At 74.7% G+C, this 15,298-nt stretch carries 16 protein-coding genes; 6 read left to right on the forward strand and 10 right to left on the reverse strand.

Annotated features, from left to right (window positions below):
• Positions 1–23 precede the first annotated feature (23 nt).
• The 8 genes from I4I81_RS09740 to I4I81_RS09775 all read right to left on the reverse strand — a co-directional run bounded on the left by I4I81_RS09740 (position 24) and on the right by I4I81_RS09775 (position 7,606).
• On the reverse strand, positions 24–974 hold the full coding sequence (locus tag I4I81_RS09740) for an esterase/lipase family protein (protein WP_218604519.1): 951 nt from the start codon (positions 972–974) through the stop codon (positions 24–26).
• A gap of 44 nt (positions 975–1,018) precedes the next feature.
• Entirely contained in the window at positions 1,019–1,465 is a 447-nt protein-coding gene (locus I4I81_RS09745) for an ATP-binding protein (protein ID WP_218604520.1), read from the reverse strand.
• 74 nt (positions 1,466–1,539) lie between these two features.
• Positions 1,540–2,421: an NAD-dependent epimerase/dehydratase family protein gene (locus tag I4I81_RS09750; RefSeq protein WP_218604521.1), complete on the reverse strand. Its 882-nt coding sequence runs from the start codon at positions 2,419–2,421 to the stop codon at positions 1,540–1,542.
• Between the two features lie 46 nt (positions 2,422–2,467).
• Complete coding sequence (locus I4I81_RS09755) at positions 2,468–4,201, reverse strand: class I adenylate-forming enzyme family protein (protein WP_226363857.1); 1,734 nt, start codon at positions 4,199–4,201, stop codon at positions 2,468–2,470.
• Positions 4,194–5,405 carry a cytochrome P450 gene (locus I4I81_RS09760; RefSeq protein WP_218615988.1) on the reverse strand — a complete coding sequence of 404 codons (1,212 nt, stop codon included), beginning with the start codon at positions 5,403–5,405 and terminating at the stop codon, positions 4,194–4,196. Before I4I81_RS09760 ends, I4I81_RS09755 begins: the two co-directional genes overlap by 8 nt.
• Entirely contained in the window at positions 5,402–6,148 is a 747-nt protein-coding gene (locus I4I81_RS09765; protein ID WP_218615989.1) for a glycosyltransferase, read from the reverse strand. Before I4I81_RS09765 ends, I4I81_RS09760 begins: the two co-directional genes overlap by 4 nt.
• Complete coding sequence (locus I4I81_RS09770) at positions 6,145–7,143, reverse strand: 3-oxoacyl-ACP synthase III family protein (RefSeq protein WP_218615990.1); 999 nt, start codon at positions 7,141–7,143, stop codon at positions 6,145–6,147. The genes I4I81_RS09765 and I4I81_RS09770 overlap by 4 nt, the downstream gene beginning before the upstream one ends.
• A gap of 259 nt (positions 7,144–7,402) precedes the next feature.
• A complete protein-coding gene (locus I4I81_RS09775; protein ID WP_218602745.1) occupies positions 7,403–7,606 on the reverse strand; it encodes a hypothetical protein in 204 nt (67 codons plus the stop codon).
• A gap of 6 nt (positions 7,607–7,612) precedes the next feature.
• Between I4I81_RS09775 and I4I81_RS09780 the strand changes: the two genes are divergently transcribed.
• From I4I81_RS09780 to I4I81_RS09795, 4 genes are read left to right on the forward strand one after another with little or no spacing between them, the layout of a single operon-like run.
• On the forward strand, positions 7,613–7,894 hold the full coding sequence (locus tag I4I81_RS09780; protein ID WP_218602746.1) for a substrate-binding domain-containing protein: 282 nt from the start codon (positions 7,613–7,615) through the stop codon (positions 7,892–7,894).
• A 41-nt stretch (positions 7,895–7,935) separates the two neighbouring features.
• On the forward strand, positions 7,936–8,559 hold the full coding sequence (locus I4I81_RS09785; RefSeq protein ID WP_218602747.1) for an AIM24 family protein: 624 nt from the start codon (positions 7,936–7,938) through the stop codon (positions 8,557–8,559).
• Complete coding sequence (locus tag I4I81_RS09790) at positions 8,559–9,209, forward strand: AIM24 family protein (RefSeq protein ID WP_218602748.1); 651 nt, start codon at positions 8,559–8,561, stop codon at positions 9,207–9,209. The genes I4I81_RS09785 and I4I81_RS09790 overlap by 1 nt, the downstream gene beginning before the upstream one ends.
• Complete coding sequence (locus I4I81_RS09795; protein ID WP_218602749.1) at positions 9,206–9,967, forward strand: AIM24 family protein; 762 nt, start codon at positions 9,206–9,208, stop codon at positions 9,965–9,967. The genes I4I81_RS09790 and I4I81_RS09795 overlap by 4 nt, the downstream gene beginning before the upstream one ends.
• On the opposite strand, the gene I4I81_RS09800 is transcribed toward I4I81_RS09795, so the two are convergent.
• Complete coding sequence (locus I4I81_RS09800) at positions 9,968–11,938, reverse strand: alpha-amylase family protein (protein WP_218602750.1); 1,971 nt, start codon at positions 11,936–11,938, stop codon at positions 9,968–9,970.
• 510 nt (positions 11,939–12,448) lie between these two features.
• Positions 12,449–13,243, reverse strand: coding sequence for an intradiol ring-cleavage dioxygenase (locus I4I81_RS09805; RefSeq protein WP_218602751.1), 795 nt, complete (start codon positions 13,241–13,243; stop codon positions 12,449–12,451).
• Between the two features lie 71 nt (positions 13,244–13,314).
• On the opposite strand from I4I81_RS09805, the gene I4I81_RS09810 reads away from it, so the two are divergent.
• Together I4I81_RS09810 and I4I81_RS09815 are read left to right on the forward strand one after the other, a co-directional pair.
• Positions 13,315–14,193: a hypothetical protein gene (locus I4I81_RS09810; RefSeq protein WP_218602752.1), complete on the forward strand. Its 879-nt coding sequence runs from the start codon at positions 13,315–13,317 to the stop codon at positions 14,191–14,193.
• 68 nt (positions 14,194–14,261) lie between these two features.
• On the forward strand, positions 14,262–15,248 hold the full coding sequence (locus I4I81_RS09815) for a ferritin-like domain-containing protein (RefSeq protein ID WP_218602753.1): 987 nt from the start codon (positions 14,262–14,264) through the stop codon (positions 15,246–15,248).
• Positions 15,249–15,298 lie beyond the last annotated feature (50 nt).

Consider the following 15,298-nt stretch of genomic DNA (forward strand, 5'->3'; position numbering starts at 1 on the left):
CCGAAGTCGACCACGGCCGTCACTCAGAGGATCTCGTTGCCCAGCAGAGGGAGCACCGGGCGGCAGGGCACGTCCTGGGCGTTCGCCGGGTCGAGGGCGTTGAGGACGAGCTGCCCGGTGCGCTCGGAGAAGATGATCGACAGGTGGTCCGACAGGTCGATCTCGCAGCCGTCCTGCACGACGATGTTGGTGGCGCCCTCGAGCTCGCCGCTGGTGTACGGGATCACCAGCTGGTCGTAGCGGGTCATGATCGTCGTGTAGTCGACGCCCTCGACGCGGGTGCCCGCCTCCGCCATCCGGTCCAGGTAGTCCGAGCCCGAGATGAACTGCGGGCACGACCCACAGGCCGCTGCGACCGGTGCACCGGCGACGTCGCGCACCCCGAGGGCGTCGACCAGCGCGTCGACGGGCAACGGGTCGGCCAGCGTGCCGTCGTAGAGCGGGGTGACGGCCACGTAGTCGTCGGTGACGGTGTCTCCGCCGAGGAACTGCAGCCAGTACTGCGGCATCAGCGTCCCCTCGGAGTGCCCGACGAGGTCGACCTGCTCCGCGCCGGTCGCGTCCAGCACGCCGTCGACGAACGCGTCCAGCTCCTCCGCGCTCTGCTCCATCGGCAGGAGCCCGCCGACGCTCTCCCCGGGCAGCGCGGTGCCGTAGGTCAGCGCGAAGACGCAGTAGCCCTCGTTGGCCAGCAGCGGCGACATCGTCTGCCAGTTGACGGACTTGTTCGCCCCCAGCCCGTGCACGAGCACGACCGGGTCGGGGTGTTCCGCGCCGGGCTCACAGTCGTAGTCGTTGGAGCCGGGCGGGTCGGCGGGGACCGGGGAGGCCTGTGCGGCGAGCGTGGCCAGAGCGCCGTAGGGCACCGGGAGGTCACCCTCCTGCGCCGATGCCGGTACCACCGCCAGCCCGGTGACCACGGCCGCGACGAGCGCGGCACCCCCGACGTATGCGACCCTGCGTCCCCGACCCATACCCGGGGGAACGAGCGCGGCCGCCGCCGGTTACTGAGGAGTTCTCACGCAGCGTTCGGGATGCGGTGCCGCAGCAGCACGCGGCTGCCCCGTTCGTCGTAGTGGATGAGCACCGACTCCGACATCGTGCTCATCAGCGGGATCCCGCGACCACCCTCCGTCGGCTGCTCCACCGGCGGCTGCCAGTGGCCGTGGTCGACGACCTCGATGCACAGCGTGGTCGACCCCACGTCCCCGGGCCCCGTGCCCTCGGCCGGCTCGGTCCAGAGCGTCAGCTCGACCGCGCCGGACTCGTCCGGTCCGTAGGCGTGGCGGACGACGTTGGCGGCGGCCTCGTCGACGGCGAGCACGACGTCGGCGGTCTCGTCCTGGGTGAGGGACAGCGGCGTGAGCCACCCGGCCAGCTCGTGCCGGATGACGGTCAGTTGGGCGGGATCGGCGGGCCAGCTGCGGTGCACGAACTCCACGCGCCCCGTTTCGGACGGCTCCATGATCCGGAGTTGCCCGGAGTGCGGCGGGGCAAACCCCATCCGCCGCGCACAGGACGCCGTTCGGCCGACCCGGCCTACCACTCGTCGGCGCCCGCGAAGGACGTGGCGGCCGGGTCCATCCCCAGGCGCGCGCGGGCCGCGGTGAGGTCGAGCGTGCGCTCCGTCCCGAGCTGGCTCACGGCGTAGCGGGTGAGCCGCGGCGGGTCGGGCCGGCGCAGTGCGCAGGTGACCGTCTCGGCGACCCCGGCCAGGTGCCAGGCCGCCCGCCGTGGCAGGTGCCGGATGCGCGCGTCGATCCCGCGGGCGGCGAGCAGCCCACCGAGTGCGGCGTCGAGGGTGACCGGTTCGGCGTCGCCGACGTTGTAGGTGCCCGGCGGGCCGGTGCACCCGAGCAGGCACGCGTCGGCGAGCGTGCCGACCGCGGTGAGGGTGTGCCGGGTGTCCCCGTCGCCGGCGACGACGAGCGTGCCCCCGCGGACCGCGCCGAGGATCCGCGGGAGCAGCGTCGGGTCGCCCGGGCCGTAGACGGCGTGCGGGCGCAGCACCACCGTCCCCGGGCGCCCGAGCAGCAGGCGTTCCGCGGCCGCTTTCGACGCCCCGTACGCGGTGAGGTGCCGGGCCGCGGGGCCCGCCGACTCGGGCGCGTCGACGGTCGGGACGAACGGGTCGTAGACGCTGGCGGTCGAGACGTGCACCAGGCGCACACCGGGGAAGCTCGCGGCGACGTGGCGCGTCCCGTGCAGGTTGGCCGCCCAGACCCGGTCCGGGTCGGCCCAGTCGGTGACGGCCGCGGCGGTGTGGACCACGGCGTCGACCGCGGGCGGACCAGGCAGGGGGCCGGTGCTCAGGTCCCACTCGCGGCGGGTCAGGGGGTACACCTCCCAGCCGCGGGCGCGGGCCGCGGCCACCACCGCGGAGCCGACGAACCCGACGGCGCCGGTCACCGCGATCCGCACGTCGCCCCCTGCCTGCGGGCGGCACGGCCCGTCGTCCCTGCGCCCGTCACCCCTGCGCCCGCGCGAGCTGGTTCCGCAGGGCCGCCCGGTCGGTCTTGCGGGTGCGCCCGGCCACCGGCACGTCGTCGACGCAGACGATCTCGTCGGGCAGCGCCGCCGCGTCGACCACGCGCGGGAGCGCCGCCCGCACCCGGTCGGTCAGGCCGGGCGCTCTCCCCGGGGCGGCGACGAGGACGAGGACCACCCGGTCGTCACCGATCGTGTCCGGCACCCCGACCAGCACCGCCTGCGCGACGCCGGGAAGTGCGGCGATCGCGGGCTCGTAGAGGCCCGGGTAGATGTTGGTGCGGCCACGGATGATCATGTCGGTGGCGCGGCCGCCGAGGACGATCGCGCCGTCGTCGGTGAGCGTCGCGAGGTCGCCGGTGGTGTGCTCGCCGGGGGCCTCCTCGCCGAGGTAGTGGCCGAGGTTGGCGCCGCCGACGACGAGGCGTCCGTCGTCGTCGACGCGGGCGCGGACGCCGGGCAGCGGGGCCCCGACCAGGTCCCCGGGCCCGCGGTGGGCGAGCTTCTCGGCGGCGGTGGCGATCGCGACGGGCAGGATCTCGGTCATCCCGTAGACCGCCAGGAACTCGACGTCGGGCAGGGCGGCGCAGGCCCGGCGCAGCAGCGGCGGCAGCACCGGTGCGGCCCCGAGGAGCACCTGCCGCAACGAGGCGGGCATCGCGACCTCCCCCCGTTCGACGACGTCGAGGACCGCGGCGAGGTCCGCGGGCACGAGGAACGTGTGCGTCGCGCCGTCCAGCCCGCGCGCGAGCTCGTCGGGGCGAGCGGCGGGCGCGAACCCGTAGGGCGGCATCGACCAGTGCCCCCCGGCGACGAGCGCGGGCAGGCCGAGCAGGAACTGGTCGGTGTGCACGCGGGTGCCCGGGCCGAGTGCGCAGCGGGTGGACAGCACATCGAGCGCCGCCCCGAGCGAACCGCGGGTGTGCACGACGGCCTTCGGGGCGGCGGTCGTGCCGGCGGTGAACACGACGACCGCGTCCTGGGCGGGATCGGGTGCGACGTCGACCCGCGGCACCGGGCGCAGCAGGTCCCGCAGCGACACCGCGTTCCGCGGAACGCCCGGCAGCCACGTCCCGGCCCTGACGTGGCGTACCGGCAGCCGGGAGTAGTCGGGCAGCAGCACTCCCCGGCGGCGGGCGAGTGCCCGCAGCGGCCGACGACCCGCGGCGTAGAGCACCGGCTCCGCGGCGGCCCAGCCCGGCGCGGCCAGCTCGGTGCGGGCGGCGAACAGCGCGGGCCCCACACCGGGGTCGACGAACACGACCGTTCCGCCGGCCGCGACGGTGCCCAGCGCGAGCACCACCGAGTCCGGGGAGGGCCGGACGGAGAACAGCATCCGCTGCCCCGGGGCGAACCCGGCGTCGGTGAGGCGGGTGGCGACGGCCCGGATCCGGGCGCCGAGCTGGGCGTACGTCAGCGTCACCCCGGCCGGCTGCGTCCCGCGGAACGCGCTTCCCGTCCCGCGGAGCGTTCCGGACGGCCTCGGCTCCGGCTCCGTTCCCCGTCCCGGCCCCGGCCCCGTTCCCGGTCGCGAGCCCGTTCCGCGGGACACGGTCCCGGCCGCGGATCGCGTTCCGCGGAACGCGGCACCGACCCCGGCGACAGTTCCGCGGAACGCGGTGAACCGCGGGGGTGGGCCGGTCAGGGCCGGGGCGTCGCCGTGGCGGTCGGCGGCGTCGAGGATCAGGTGCAGCAGGTCCAGCGCCTCAGACACCCTGCACCACCAGCTCGCGGTAGGCCGGGACGAGCACGCGACGGGCCACCCGGCGGCGGGCGATCCGCAACGGGCGGGCGAGGTGGGCGTCGAGGACGGCGTCGAGGACGATCCGGATCTGCGCCGTCGCCAGTGGCATCCCGAGGCAGAAGTGCGGCCCGGCCCCGAACCAGATCCGGCGCACCGCGGGCGGGTGCGGGCGGTCCGGGGCGAAGCCGCCGAGCGCCCGGGCCGCCGACACCGTCGCGATGACGATCCGGTCCCCCGCAACCACCTCGACGGTCCCGACGCGGGCCGGGGCGGCGACGCGGCGCAGCATCACCGGCGACGGCACGGTGACGCGCAGCCCCTCCTCGACGCACGCGTCCACCCGACCCCGGTCGGCGGCGACCGCCCCGAGCAGTACCGAGTCGTGCAGCAGCGCCACCAGGCGCGGCAGGAACGACACCACCGTCTCGGTGCCGGTCAGCGCGAACGCGGCGACCGCCCCCAGCGCCTCGCGCTCGGTCAGCCCCAGCTCACGCATCCGTCCGGGCACGGTCGCAGGGTCCCCGACGCGGTAGGCGACGGCCGCGGGCGCGGTGATCCCGGCCAGCGCCGCGCGCCCCCGGACGACCTGCCGCGGCGTCAGCTCCGGGCGGCGCAGGCGCACCATCCCGGTCACCGCCGTCGCCGCCGCGAACGCGGGTCCGGCGGCGTCGCGCGCGTCGAGCCCGACCAGTCCCGCGATCACGGCCCCGGCCGCCCGTTGCGCGACCGGCACCAGGTCGACGGCCTCCCCCGCGGCCAACCGGTCGTGCAGCGCGGCGCACGGCTCGGCCAGCACCCGTGTGCACAGCTCCGCCACCGCGGCCGGGGTGAACAGGTCGGCCAGTGCCCGGCGCAGCGCCACGTGCTCCGCGCCCTCCATGTTGAGCAGCACCCTCGGCCCGACGACCGGGGTCCAGAGCGCGGCGGGCGAGCCCGGGCCGGTCTTGGTGAACGAGGTGGTGTCGGTGAGCACGGCCCGCGCGATCGCGGCGTCGCTGACGACGACCCCCACCCGCGGCACCCGGACGACCGGCGCTATCCGCGCCAGTCCCCGGACCAGCGGGTACGCGACGGGATGGGCTCCGAGCTGGACGCGCCGCTCCCACCGGTCGGCCGCGCGCGAATGGGGCGGCTGGGGCGGGCGTGCCCGCGCACGGGCGGCGGCGCCGCTCACCGGCTCTCCCCGGCCCGGATGTCGACGTGCTCGGGCCGGTAACGGTGGTCGGCGTACCAGCCCAGCGTCCGGACCAGACCCCACGCCTGCACGCGCCGGCTCGACCCCCGGACGACGACGTCGCGCCGGGTCCCGTACCGGGTCGTCAGCGGGCGCACCGCGTTGACGAGTGCGCGGTCCTCGTGCACGTCCTGGATCCGGGTGCGCGGGAAGCCGCCCGCGCGCTCGTAGAGCTCCGCGGTGACCGCCATGTTGCATCCGGCCGACATGACGTAGGGCCCGAGCGCGCCCGGCACCCGGTTGCCCGGCCGGAACCGGCCGAACGTCGCAGCCGCCCCCACCGCCCCGACGAGCACCCCGCGCTGCCAGGCGGGAAGGCCCTCGTCGGTGCGCGGCAGCAGGCGCCCGGCGATCAGGTCGAGACCGGCGAACGCGGCCCGGATCCGGGCGGTCCAGTCGGGGGCGGGGAGGCAGTCGGCGTCGGTGCGGGCCAGGTGCGTCGCGCCGTGGGCGATCGCGAACCGCATCCCGGTGTCGGCCGCTGCCCCCGTGCCGCGCTGCGGCTCGGGCACGACCTCGGCGGGCAGCCCGTGCGCGCGCACGACGTCGGCGGTCCCGTCGGTCGAGGCGTTGTCGACGACGACGAGCCGGAAGTCGCGGTCCTGCTGCGCGGCGAGCGCGTCGAGCGTGGCCCCGATGCCCGCGGCCTCGTCGAACGCCGGGACCACCACCCACAGGTTCACAGCCGGACCACCGTGATCCCCAGGCTGACCCCACCGGCCAGCCCGACCAGCGCCACGAGGTCACCGGGCCCGCACCGGCCCAGCTCGCGGGCGGTGACGAGCTGCAGCGGCAGGCTCGCCGAGGCGACGTTGCCGTGCTCGGCGACCGTCACGACGAGCTTGTCCCCCGGCACCCCGGCCCCGCGCGCGAAGACCCCCAGGTACGGCAGCGACACCTGGTGCACCGCCACGACCGCCATGTCGTCCCAGGTCAGCTCCAGCCGGGCCAGCGTCTCGTCGAGGACGCCGGTGCCGACGGACAGGAACGCCGCCTTGAGACGGGCCGAGTCCATCGCGAAGTAGGTGTGCTCGACGTCGCGCGGGTGCAACGACCCGCCCGCGGCGAGCGTGCCCGCCTCCCAGTGCCGGGAGTCGGCGGTGAAACCCGACCCGAGGATCCCGGTGCCGGGCTCCCCCGCGGTGAGCAGGACGGCCGCGCCCGCGTCGGAGAGCGTGTAGCCGGGGAACGCGCGCAGGAACGCGCGGATCCCGTCGACCTCCCACCGCACGGCCCGCGACGGCGTCTCCCCGCTGACGACGAGCACGCGCCAGTAGCGGCCGCCGGCGATCAGCGCGTCCGCGACCTCCATGCCGTTGAGCACGCTGTTGCAGGCGTTCTTGACGTCCATGACCGGGCAGGACAGCTCCAGCTTGGCCGCGACGATGTGCGCGGTCGCGGGCTCGACCATGTCCTGGCTGGCCGAGGCGAAGATCAGCAGGTCGACGTCGGCGGCAGCGGTGCCGGTCGCGGCCAGCACCTTCCGGGCCGCGGCGACGGCCAGGTCGGAGGCCTGCTCGTGGTCGCCGGCCACGTGCCGGGAGGTGATCCCGGTGAGCCGGTGGACGATGCCCGCGGGGGGTGCCCACCCCGACGCCGCGATCCGCGCCTCGACCTCGTCGGTGCCGACCCGCCGCCCGGGCAGGTGCACCTCGACCCCTGCGATCCGCGCGCCCACGCCCCACCTCCCTCCGGCCCCGACGGTCGGGACGAGCTGAACCCTAGGAGGCACCCCGACCGGCGACGACCGCGGAACTACCGACGCCGCAACTTGCCGTACGAGTATGGATAGGCGAACCTCACCTCTTCGTCCCGTCCGACCGAAGGGGCGGTGCCCGGCCCACCGACGTCGGCGGCATCGAGCTGAACGTCGAGGCCGTCACCGCCCTGCAGCCGGACCTGATCATGGGCGTCTACTCCTTCATGGACCGGTCGACCTACGACGCACTGAGCGCGATCGCGCCGACCCGCATCACCGGCACGACACTGGGCCGGGGCGGCAGGCCGAGGAGGTCGTCGCGGCGGTCGAGCAGTCCTTCGCCGACATCCGGGCGGCGAACCCCGGTCTCGCCGGCCGGGAGGTCGCGATCGACCTGGTCGTCGACGGGGTCCCCTACCTGCTCGGCGCCGATGACCTGCACACCGCGGTGTTCGCCGGTATCGGCACGACGGTCCCGGACTCGACCGTCGAGCTGTCGCCGGAGACCATCGGGCAGCTCGACCGCGACGCGCTCGTCGTGCTCGGGGCGAACGAGGCGGACCTCACGGGCGACGCGGTGTTCCAGGGCCTGGGCGCGGTCGCGGACGGGCGCGCGGTCTACGTCCCCGGTGACGGCGACTTCGCCGGCGCCGTCGGTTTCGGCAACCCGTTGAGCCTGCCGTACGCCGCCGAGCTCATCACCCCGCAGCTCGCCGCCGTCCTGGGCTGACGCCTGCCATCCGCGGCCCGGTCTGTGTCAGGATCCCCGCCGTGCAGGGATTCCGACTCAACGGGTCGCGGGTGCTGGAGATCGACCTGGTGGGTGACGCCGTGCGCGCCGCCACCGGCTCGATGATCGCCTACACCGGCGACGTGACGTTCAAGAACGCCGGTATGGGCGGCGGCGACGGCCTGATGGCGGGGCTCAAGCGCCGCGCCGCGGGCGAGTCCGTCGCGCTCATGCACTGCACGGGGCAGGGCACCGTGTGGTTCGCGAAGGACGCGATGGAGGTGTTGGTCGTCGAGCTGAACGGCGACACCCTCAAGGTCGAGTCCGAACAGCTCCTCGCGCTGTCCGACAAGCTGAGGACCGACGTCGCCTTCGCCGGGGTGCGCGGTGCGTCGTCGGGGCAGGGGTTGTTCACCACCACCGTCACCGGGTACGGCACCGTCGCGCTGCTCTCGGCGGGCGGCCCGCCGATCGCGCTGGAGGTCTCGCCGCAGTACCCGCTGGTGGTCGACCCCGACGCGTTCATCGCCAGCCAGGGGCAGCTCAACCAGTCCTTCGTCACCGACGTGTCGTGGCGCAACCTGATCGGCGAGAGCTCCGGCGAGGCGTTCTCCCTGCGCTTCGACGGCAGCGGCGTCGTCTACATCCAGCCCGAGGAGCGCTGATGGGTTCCTTCGAGCAGGTCAACAACAAGGTCGTCGCCGCCGCGGTCGCCCCCGGCCGGGAGATCCTCGCGCGCAGGGGCGCGATGCTCGCCTACACCGGCGACGTCGGGTTCTCGCCCGTCCACACGGGGCCGGGTGGCGCGGGCGGCATGGTCGGGCGGATGGTGGCCGGCGAGCAGGTGCCGATGATGGTCGCGCAGGGGTCCGGCACCGTGCACTACGGCTACCGCGGCCTCTACGTGACGATCATCGAGCTCGACGGGTCCGGCCCGCTGTCCGTCGAGGCCGACCGGCTCGTCGCGCACGACGCCGCGCTGCAGTCGACCGTGGTGTTCCTCGGCTCCCAGGGCGGCATCCGCGGGGCGGTCCGCGGCGCCGTCTCCGGGCAGGGGCTGTTCACCACGCAGCTGCACGGCTACGGCACCGCCGCCGTGCTCTCCCACGGTGGGACGATCGCGATCCCCGTCGGCGGCCGTCCCGTGGCCGTCGACCCCCAGGCCTACGTCGCGCACGTCGGGCAGGTGAACGTCGACATCTCGGCGTCGGTCGGCTGGCGCGACGCCGTCGGCCGCGGCTCCGGCGAGGCCGTCCAGCTCAAGATCACCGGCCAGGGAACCGTCTACGTCCAGGCATCGGAGCAGAAGCTGTGATCCCCCTCAACCCCGCCACGCTGCCGGACAACGACAACATCCCCGGCAACCACTACGCCTACTGCGTGCGCCTCGACGGGCAGCTGTTCATGCAGACCGGCCGGATGATCGCCTACTACCCCGCGCCGCACAGCCAGGGCATCCGCTTCGAGCCGCTGACGTCGGGGAGCATCGGCGGCATGGTCGCGACGCGGTTCTCCGCGCCGCTCTACACCCGCGACTGGGTGGTGGCCTCCGGCGCCGGGCACCTGATCCTCGGCGACCGCGGCTACGACATCAACAGCTACGACCTCGACGCGGGCAACCTGACGCTGCGCGCGTCCAACCTGCTCGCCTTCGACTCCACCCTCGAGCTCAAGCAGTCGATCGTCCCCGGCTTCCTGACGCTGATCGGCACCGGCAAGTTCCTCGCCTCCAGCTCCGGACCGGTGATCTTCGCGGAGCCGCCGATCCGCGTCGACCCGGACGCACTGGTCGGGTGGGCCGACTGCCCGTCACCGAGCCACCACTACGACGCCCGCTGGATGAGCGGGTTCCTGTCCAGCGCGATGGGGATGCTGGGCAGCAACTCCGGCGAGGAGCGCCAGTTCGACTTCACCGGAGCCGGCACCGTGCTCATCCAGTCCAGCGAGAACACCGTGGCCGACCCGCACCTGCTGCAGCAGCTGGAGGGGCAGATCGCCGGCCTCGGGCTGTCCGGGCTGCAGCGGATGCAGCAGGTCGTGGCACAGCGGCTGGCGCAGCAACAACAGCACTGATCAGGGCTCGGCGAGCCAGACGAACCCCAGCGCCGGGACGACGAGCCGCCCGTCGTGCACCAGGAGCGGGCCGTCGCTCGACAACACGGTGTCGAGCGCGCCGAACCCGTCGAGGACGCGGGCGTCGACCGTCACCGGGTGCTCGGCGACGTTGACCAGCCCGACGAAGTGGCCGCTGCGCGGGTGGCGGCGGTGCCAGGCCAGCACGTGCGGCGAGTCGACGTCGAGCACCCGGCCCTCCCCCGCCGCGTGCAGGGCGGGCAGCGACGCCCGGGCCGCCGCCAGCGCCTTCGTCCAGCCGAACACCCGCCCCTGCACGGTGGCCGGGTCGTGGCGCAGGGCGGCCGCGGCGTCGTCGAAGTACGGGCGGTGCATCCAGCGGTTGTCGCCGGCGAGCGCGGGATCGTCGAGGTAGGTGGTGTCGTTGCCCTGCCCCAGCTCGTCGCCCATGTAGACCAGCGGCACCCCGCCCCAGCCGAACGTGACCGCGTGCAGCAGCACGAAGCGGCGGATGCCGAGCTCGAGGGCGTGCGCGTCGCCCCGTTCCCGCGCCTCGGCGATCCCGCACAGCGCCGCGGTGGAGCCGGAGATGCGGGCGTCGCCGGTCTCCGGGTTCTCGCCGAAGCGGGCGCCGCGCGCGTAGGACAGGGGGAACTCGCCTGCGTAGAAGGCGTTGAGGAAGTCCCGGTGGGCGTACGGGTCGTACCCGACCGCGCGGGCGTCGACGTCGCCGACTGCCCAGCCGATGTCGTCGTGGCAGCGCACGTAGGTGGCCCATGACGTCTCGGCCGGGATCGGGCGCAGTCGGCGCAGCGACTGCACGGCGAGCCGCGCGTCCTTCGTGGCGAGGCTCGACCACAGCATCACCATCAACTGGTTGTGGTAGGCCAGCTCGCACTCGGGGCGGTACCTCTCGTGCGCCCCGAGGTAGGCGACCAGCTCGTCGGGCGCGACGATCGCCTCGGCCTTGAACACCGTCGCCGGGGCGGCCAGCTTCACCGCCGCGTGCAGCGCCTGCACGATGTCGTGCACCTCGGGCTGGTTCATGCAGGAGGTGCCCAGGCGCTTCCCCATGAACGGCACCGCGTCCATCCGGAAGATCTCGACGCCGCGGTTGGCCAGCCACAGGATCTCCTCCAGCATCGCGGTGAACACGCGCGGGGTGGAGTAGTCGAGGTCCCACTGGTAGTCGAAGAACGTGGTCCAGACCCAGCCCGTGCCGGGCACCTCGGTGAACGAGCCGGGCGCCTGGTCGGGGAAGACGTCATTGATCGTCTCCTCGTACGCGTCGGGCATCGTGCGGTCCGGGAAGGCGAGGTAGAAGCCCTCGTACGCGGGGTCGCCGGCCTGCCAGGCGCGGGCCCACGGGTGCTCGCGGGCGGTGTGGTTGAGAACGAGGTCGACGCACAGGCTCATGTCGCGGGCCCGCAGCTCGAAGGCCAGGTCGGACAGGTCGTCGATCGTGCCGAGGCGGGGGTCGACGGACCGGTAGTCGGCCACGGCGTAGCCGCCGTCGTTGGCGCCCTCGCGCGGGGCGAGCAGCGGCATCAGGTGCAGATAGGTGACACCGAGCTCCGCGAGGTGGTCCAGCCGCGCGGGGAGTGCGTCGAGGGTCCCGGCGAAGCGGTCGGTGTAGGCGACGTAGCCGACCATCCGCTGGTGCTGGAACCAGCCCGGGTCGATCTCGCGGCGCCGGTCCACCGCGCGCAGGTCGGCCGGGCGCTGCACGGCGGCGCGCAGCGCGAGGTCCACGATCGCGGCGGCGAGGGCGTCGGGGTCGGGGTAGAGCGCTGCCAGCGGCACGTGGACGTCGGCGAACCAGCGGTCCAGACGCGCGACGAACCCGACGGCCTCGCCCGCCCCGAGGCACCGGACGGCCTCCTCGACGACCCCCGGACGCAGCCGCGCCAGCGCGTCGGCCGCGCTGCGGGCCCGTTCGCCGTCGGATCGGGCGGCCGCGGTTTCGATCACCGGCCCATCCTGTCAAACGGGGGCGTGCGGCGGGCTGCCCCTGATCCGCGCACCGGCCGCGACCAGCGCGGAGCACAGGCAGGCGTGCTCGGGGTCCTGATCGTGCACCGGGTGCCACCACAACGCCTCGGGCGCCGGACATTCCATCGCGCCGATCAGGCAGGCGCCTGCGGTCCACGGCGTCGACGACGATCCCGGCGAACGGCGCCGCCGGCCCGATCATCAGCGCCGGCACGGTCAGCGCGATCGGGACCAGGATGTCGACCCCGGGTGTGCCCGCGAACTCCGCGGCCAGCCGGGGCAGCACGGGCGCGATCAGCACCGTGCCGAGCACGGACATGCAGCTCCCGGCGATCAGGAGCACGAGCTGGAGCGTTCCGGCCCGCCGCTGGCGCGGTGGGGCGACGACGGTGTCCTCGGACCTGGGTGACGTGCCTCATGGTCCGGCCAGCCGGAGAACCATCCGGGAAGACGACTCTCCCGATGTCCGCCATCAGCCCCGATGAGGGGTCAGGTGTCGACGCCCACCGTCAGGGTCGCGGCCATCCCCGCCGTCACATCGCCGGTGACGCCCGCGAGCTGCGTGGCGTAGCCGTCGCTGAAGACCATGTCGCGGTCCAGCGAGGTCTGCGCGAGGTTGCGCACGCTCGACTCGTACCCGGTCGTGGCGTAGACCAGCTCGCACGCGTCCTGCGGGAGGGCGAGCTGCGTCGTGACGGTGGCGTTGTCCGGGGTCGTCGCCGACGCGAGGTCGGGGTAGATCTCGACGTGCGCGTGCGGCCAGCGGCCCGAGTACGCGGCCGGGAAGATGGTCGTGAAGGTGACGCGACCGTCGGCGTCGGCGGCCTGGACGCCGCGCAGGTAGTTCTGGTCCTCGACGTCGTAGAGCGAGTACCTCCCGTCCCGGTCGCAGTGCCAGAGGTAGACGGTGGCACCGGGCAGTGCGGCCCCGGTGGCGGAGTCGATCAACGCGAGCGTGATCGTCAGCGGCACTCCCTCCGCGGTGCCCGACAACGAGCCGAAGCTCGACCGGATGTCGCTGCGCACGACTCCGCTCTCGGTCAGCACGTTCGGACCGTTGGATCCGTCGCCCGGGTACGGCCCCGCGGTCTCCTCCGGGATCTCGCTGACGGAGCCGGTCGAGCCGGTCACGGTCGAGCCGGTCGCCGCCGGGGCGCAGCCGGCCAGGACCAGCGCGCCGGCCCCGGCGAAGAGACCGAGCAGGCTGCGGCGCCCCATGAGGCGGGGCAGGTCGTGGGCCAGACCCAGGTCGTGCTCGTGGGGGCCGTCGTGGTGGTCGCTCATGGGACCCAGTCTCGGGACCGTTCCTGTGCGCGTGCTGTGCTCCCGCTGTGCAGCCGCTCTAGGGTCGCCCCGTGGATCTCGACGAGCTGGCCGACGCCCTCTACTCCGCGCCGCCCGGCGAGTTCGTCGCAACGCGGGACGATGCGGTCCGCGCGGCGCGGGAACGCGGCGACAAGGAGTTCGCGACGGCCGCGGGGAAGCTCCGCCGACCCACCCGTGCCGCGTGGCTGGCGAACCTCCTGGCCCGGCACCGCCGCGAGCAGCTCGACGGGCTGCTCGCGCTCGCGACGAACCTCGCCGACGCCCAGCGCACCCTCGACGGGGCCGCGCTGCGCGCCCTGTCCTCGCAGCGCCGCAAGCTCGTCGCGGGGATGGCGCGGGAGGCCGGACGGCTGGCGCGTGAGGCGCACGAGCCCGTCACCGAGCCGCTGCTGCGCGAGCTGGGCGACATCCTGGAGGCGGCGCTCGCCGACCCGGTCGTCGCCGAGGAGGTGCGGTCCGGGCGCCTGACCCGAACGATCACCTACTCCGGTTTCGGGCCCGACTCCGACCCGGAGGCGGCCGCGCAGCGGGCCGCCGAGAAGGCGGCCGCTCCCCCACCTGCCGAAACCGACGAACCCGACGGCGGGGACCCCTCCGAGGCCGCCCGCCGCGAACGCGAACGCGAGGAGCGCCGCCGCGACCTCGCCGACGCCGAGGCGATGGAGGCGACGGCCCGGGAGCGGCGCGACGAGGCCGAGGCCGGGCACGAGCGGGCCGCGCAGGAGCACGAGCAGGCCCGCGAGCGCGTCGCGACGCTGACCGCGGAGCTCGACGCGGCGCAGCGCCACGAGCGCACCGCGGCCGCCGACAGCCGCGAGGCCGCCGCCGCTGCCCGGGCCGCGGCCCGGGAGGCGGGCACCGCGGCGACCCGCACCGCCCGTGCCCGGGCGCGGGTCGAGGACGAGTGATCGGCTTGTGCGGGCGGACACACCGTGACGAGGTGTGAGCCCCCCGTCGCCGCGGTCACCCTGCTGACATGGAAACCCGCACCGTCGTCCCGACCCTGATCACCCAGCTCCGTGCGCTGCAGCAGCTCACCCAGACCGAGGCGCAGATCGCGAAGGTCCGCGTCGGCCAGGCCCGGACCGACGCCGTGCGCCGCGAGCTGCAGCAGAACGCGGCCAACGCCGAGCGGCGCACCGAGCGCATCACCGACGAGCTGCGCCGGGTCGGGGGCGTACCCGACGTCGTCACCCCGGCGATCGGGCGCGTCCTCGCGCTGGTGAAGTCCACCGTCGAGCAGGGCCAGCCCCTCGACGAGGCGCTGCTGGGCGATCTCACCCTCGAGCACCAGCTCCTCGACCGGGCCCGCTACGTCCGCACGCTGGCCCGTCGCGCCGAGCGCGTCTCGACCGAGCGCCTGGCCGACGACCTGGTCACCGCGCACGAGGCCACCGTCGACTGGCTGACGACCGTGCTGGCCGAGGAGGCCATGGGCGGGGTCGCCGCACTCGTCGCGACGCCGCTGCAGCGCGTCGCCGGTGGCGTCACCCGGGTCGTGAGCCTGCCGACGCGCTTCGCGATCGAGCGGTTCAACCAGGCCGTCGCCGCCGTCTCGCGCACCGGCGAGCAGGTCCGCGACGGGGCGGAGGACCTCGCCCGCGAGGCTTCCGCCACCGTGACCCGTCTCGGCACCGGCGCCCGGGAGGTCGCCACCGCAGGGCGCGACGCCGCGCTGGGCCGCGCCGAGCAGGTCGCCCGCCGCGACGGCGCCGACGACACCGCGAAGGCCGTGCACGAGACGCGCCGCAACCTCGGCACGCTGAAGGCCTCCGAGCTGCCGGTCCGCGACTACGACGAGCTCAACGCGCAGGACTCGATCGCCGCGATCCGCGAGCTGTCGACGCCGGAGGACATCACGGCCGTCGTCACCTACGAGGAGACCCACAAGAACCGCGCGGGCGTCGTCTCGGCCGCACAGACCCGCTTCGCCGCAGTGGCGAAGGACGAGGCCGGCGTCTGATCCCGACCGCACGACACGGGGCATCGCCGATCGCGGCGGTGCCCCGTCGT

This window comes from Pseudonocardia abyssalis (genome assembly GCF_019263705.2).
Taxonomy (GTDB): Bacteria; Actinomycetota; Actinomycetes; order Mycobacteriales; family Pseudonocardiaceae; genus Pseudonocardia; species Pseudonocardia abyssalis.

What these genes read in the sequence shown, in the direction of transcription:
- I4I81_RS09745 (WP_218604520.1), bottom strand. Translation starts at nt 1,465, where the DNA reads ATGGAGCCGTCCGAAACGGGGCGCGTGGAGTTCGTGCACCGCAGCTGG.
- I4I81_RS09740 (WP_218604519.1), bottom strand. Translation starts at nt 974, where the DNA reads ATGGGTCGGGGACGCAGGGTCGCATACGTCGGGGGTGCCGCGCTCGTC.
- I4I81_RS09790 (WP_218602748.1), top strand. Translation starts at nt 8,559, where the DNA reads ATGGGTTCCTTCGAGCAGGTCAACAACAAGGTCGTCGCCGCCGCGGTC.
- I4I81_RS09815 (WP_218602753.1), top strand. Translation starts at nt 14,262, where the DNA reads ATGGAAACCCGCACCGTCGTCCCGACCCTGATCACCCAGCTCCGTGCG.
- I4I81_RS09805 (WP_218602751.1), bottom strand. Translation starts at nt 13,243, where the DNA reads ATGAGCGACCACCACGACGGCCCCCACGAGCACGACCTGGGTCTGGCC.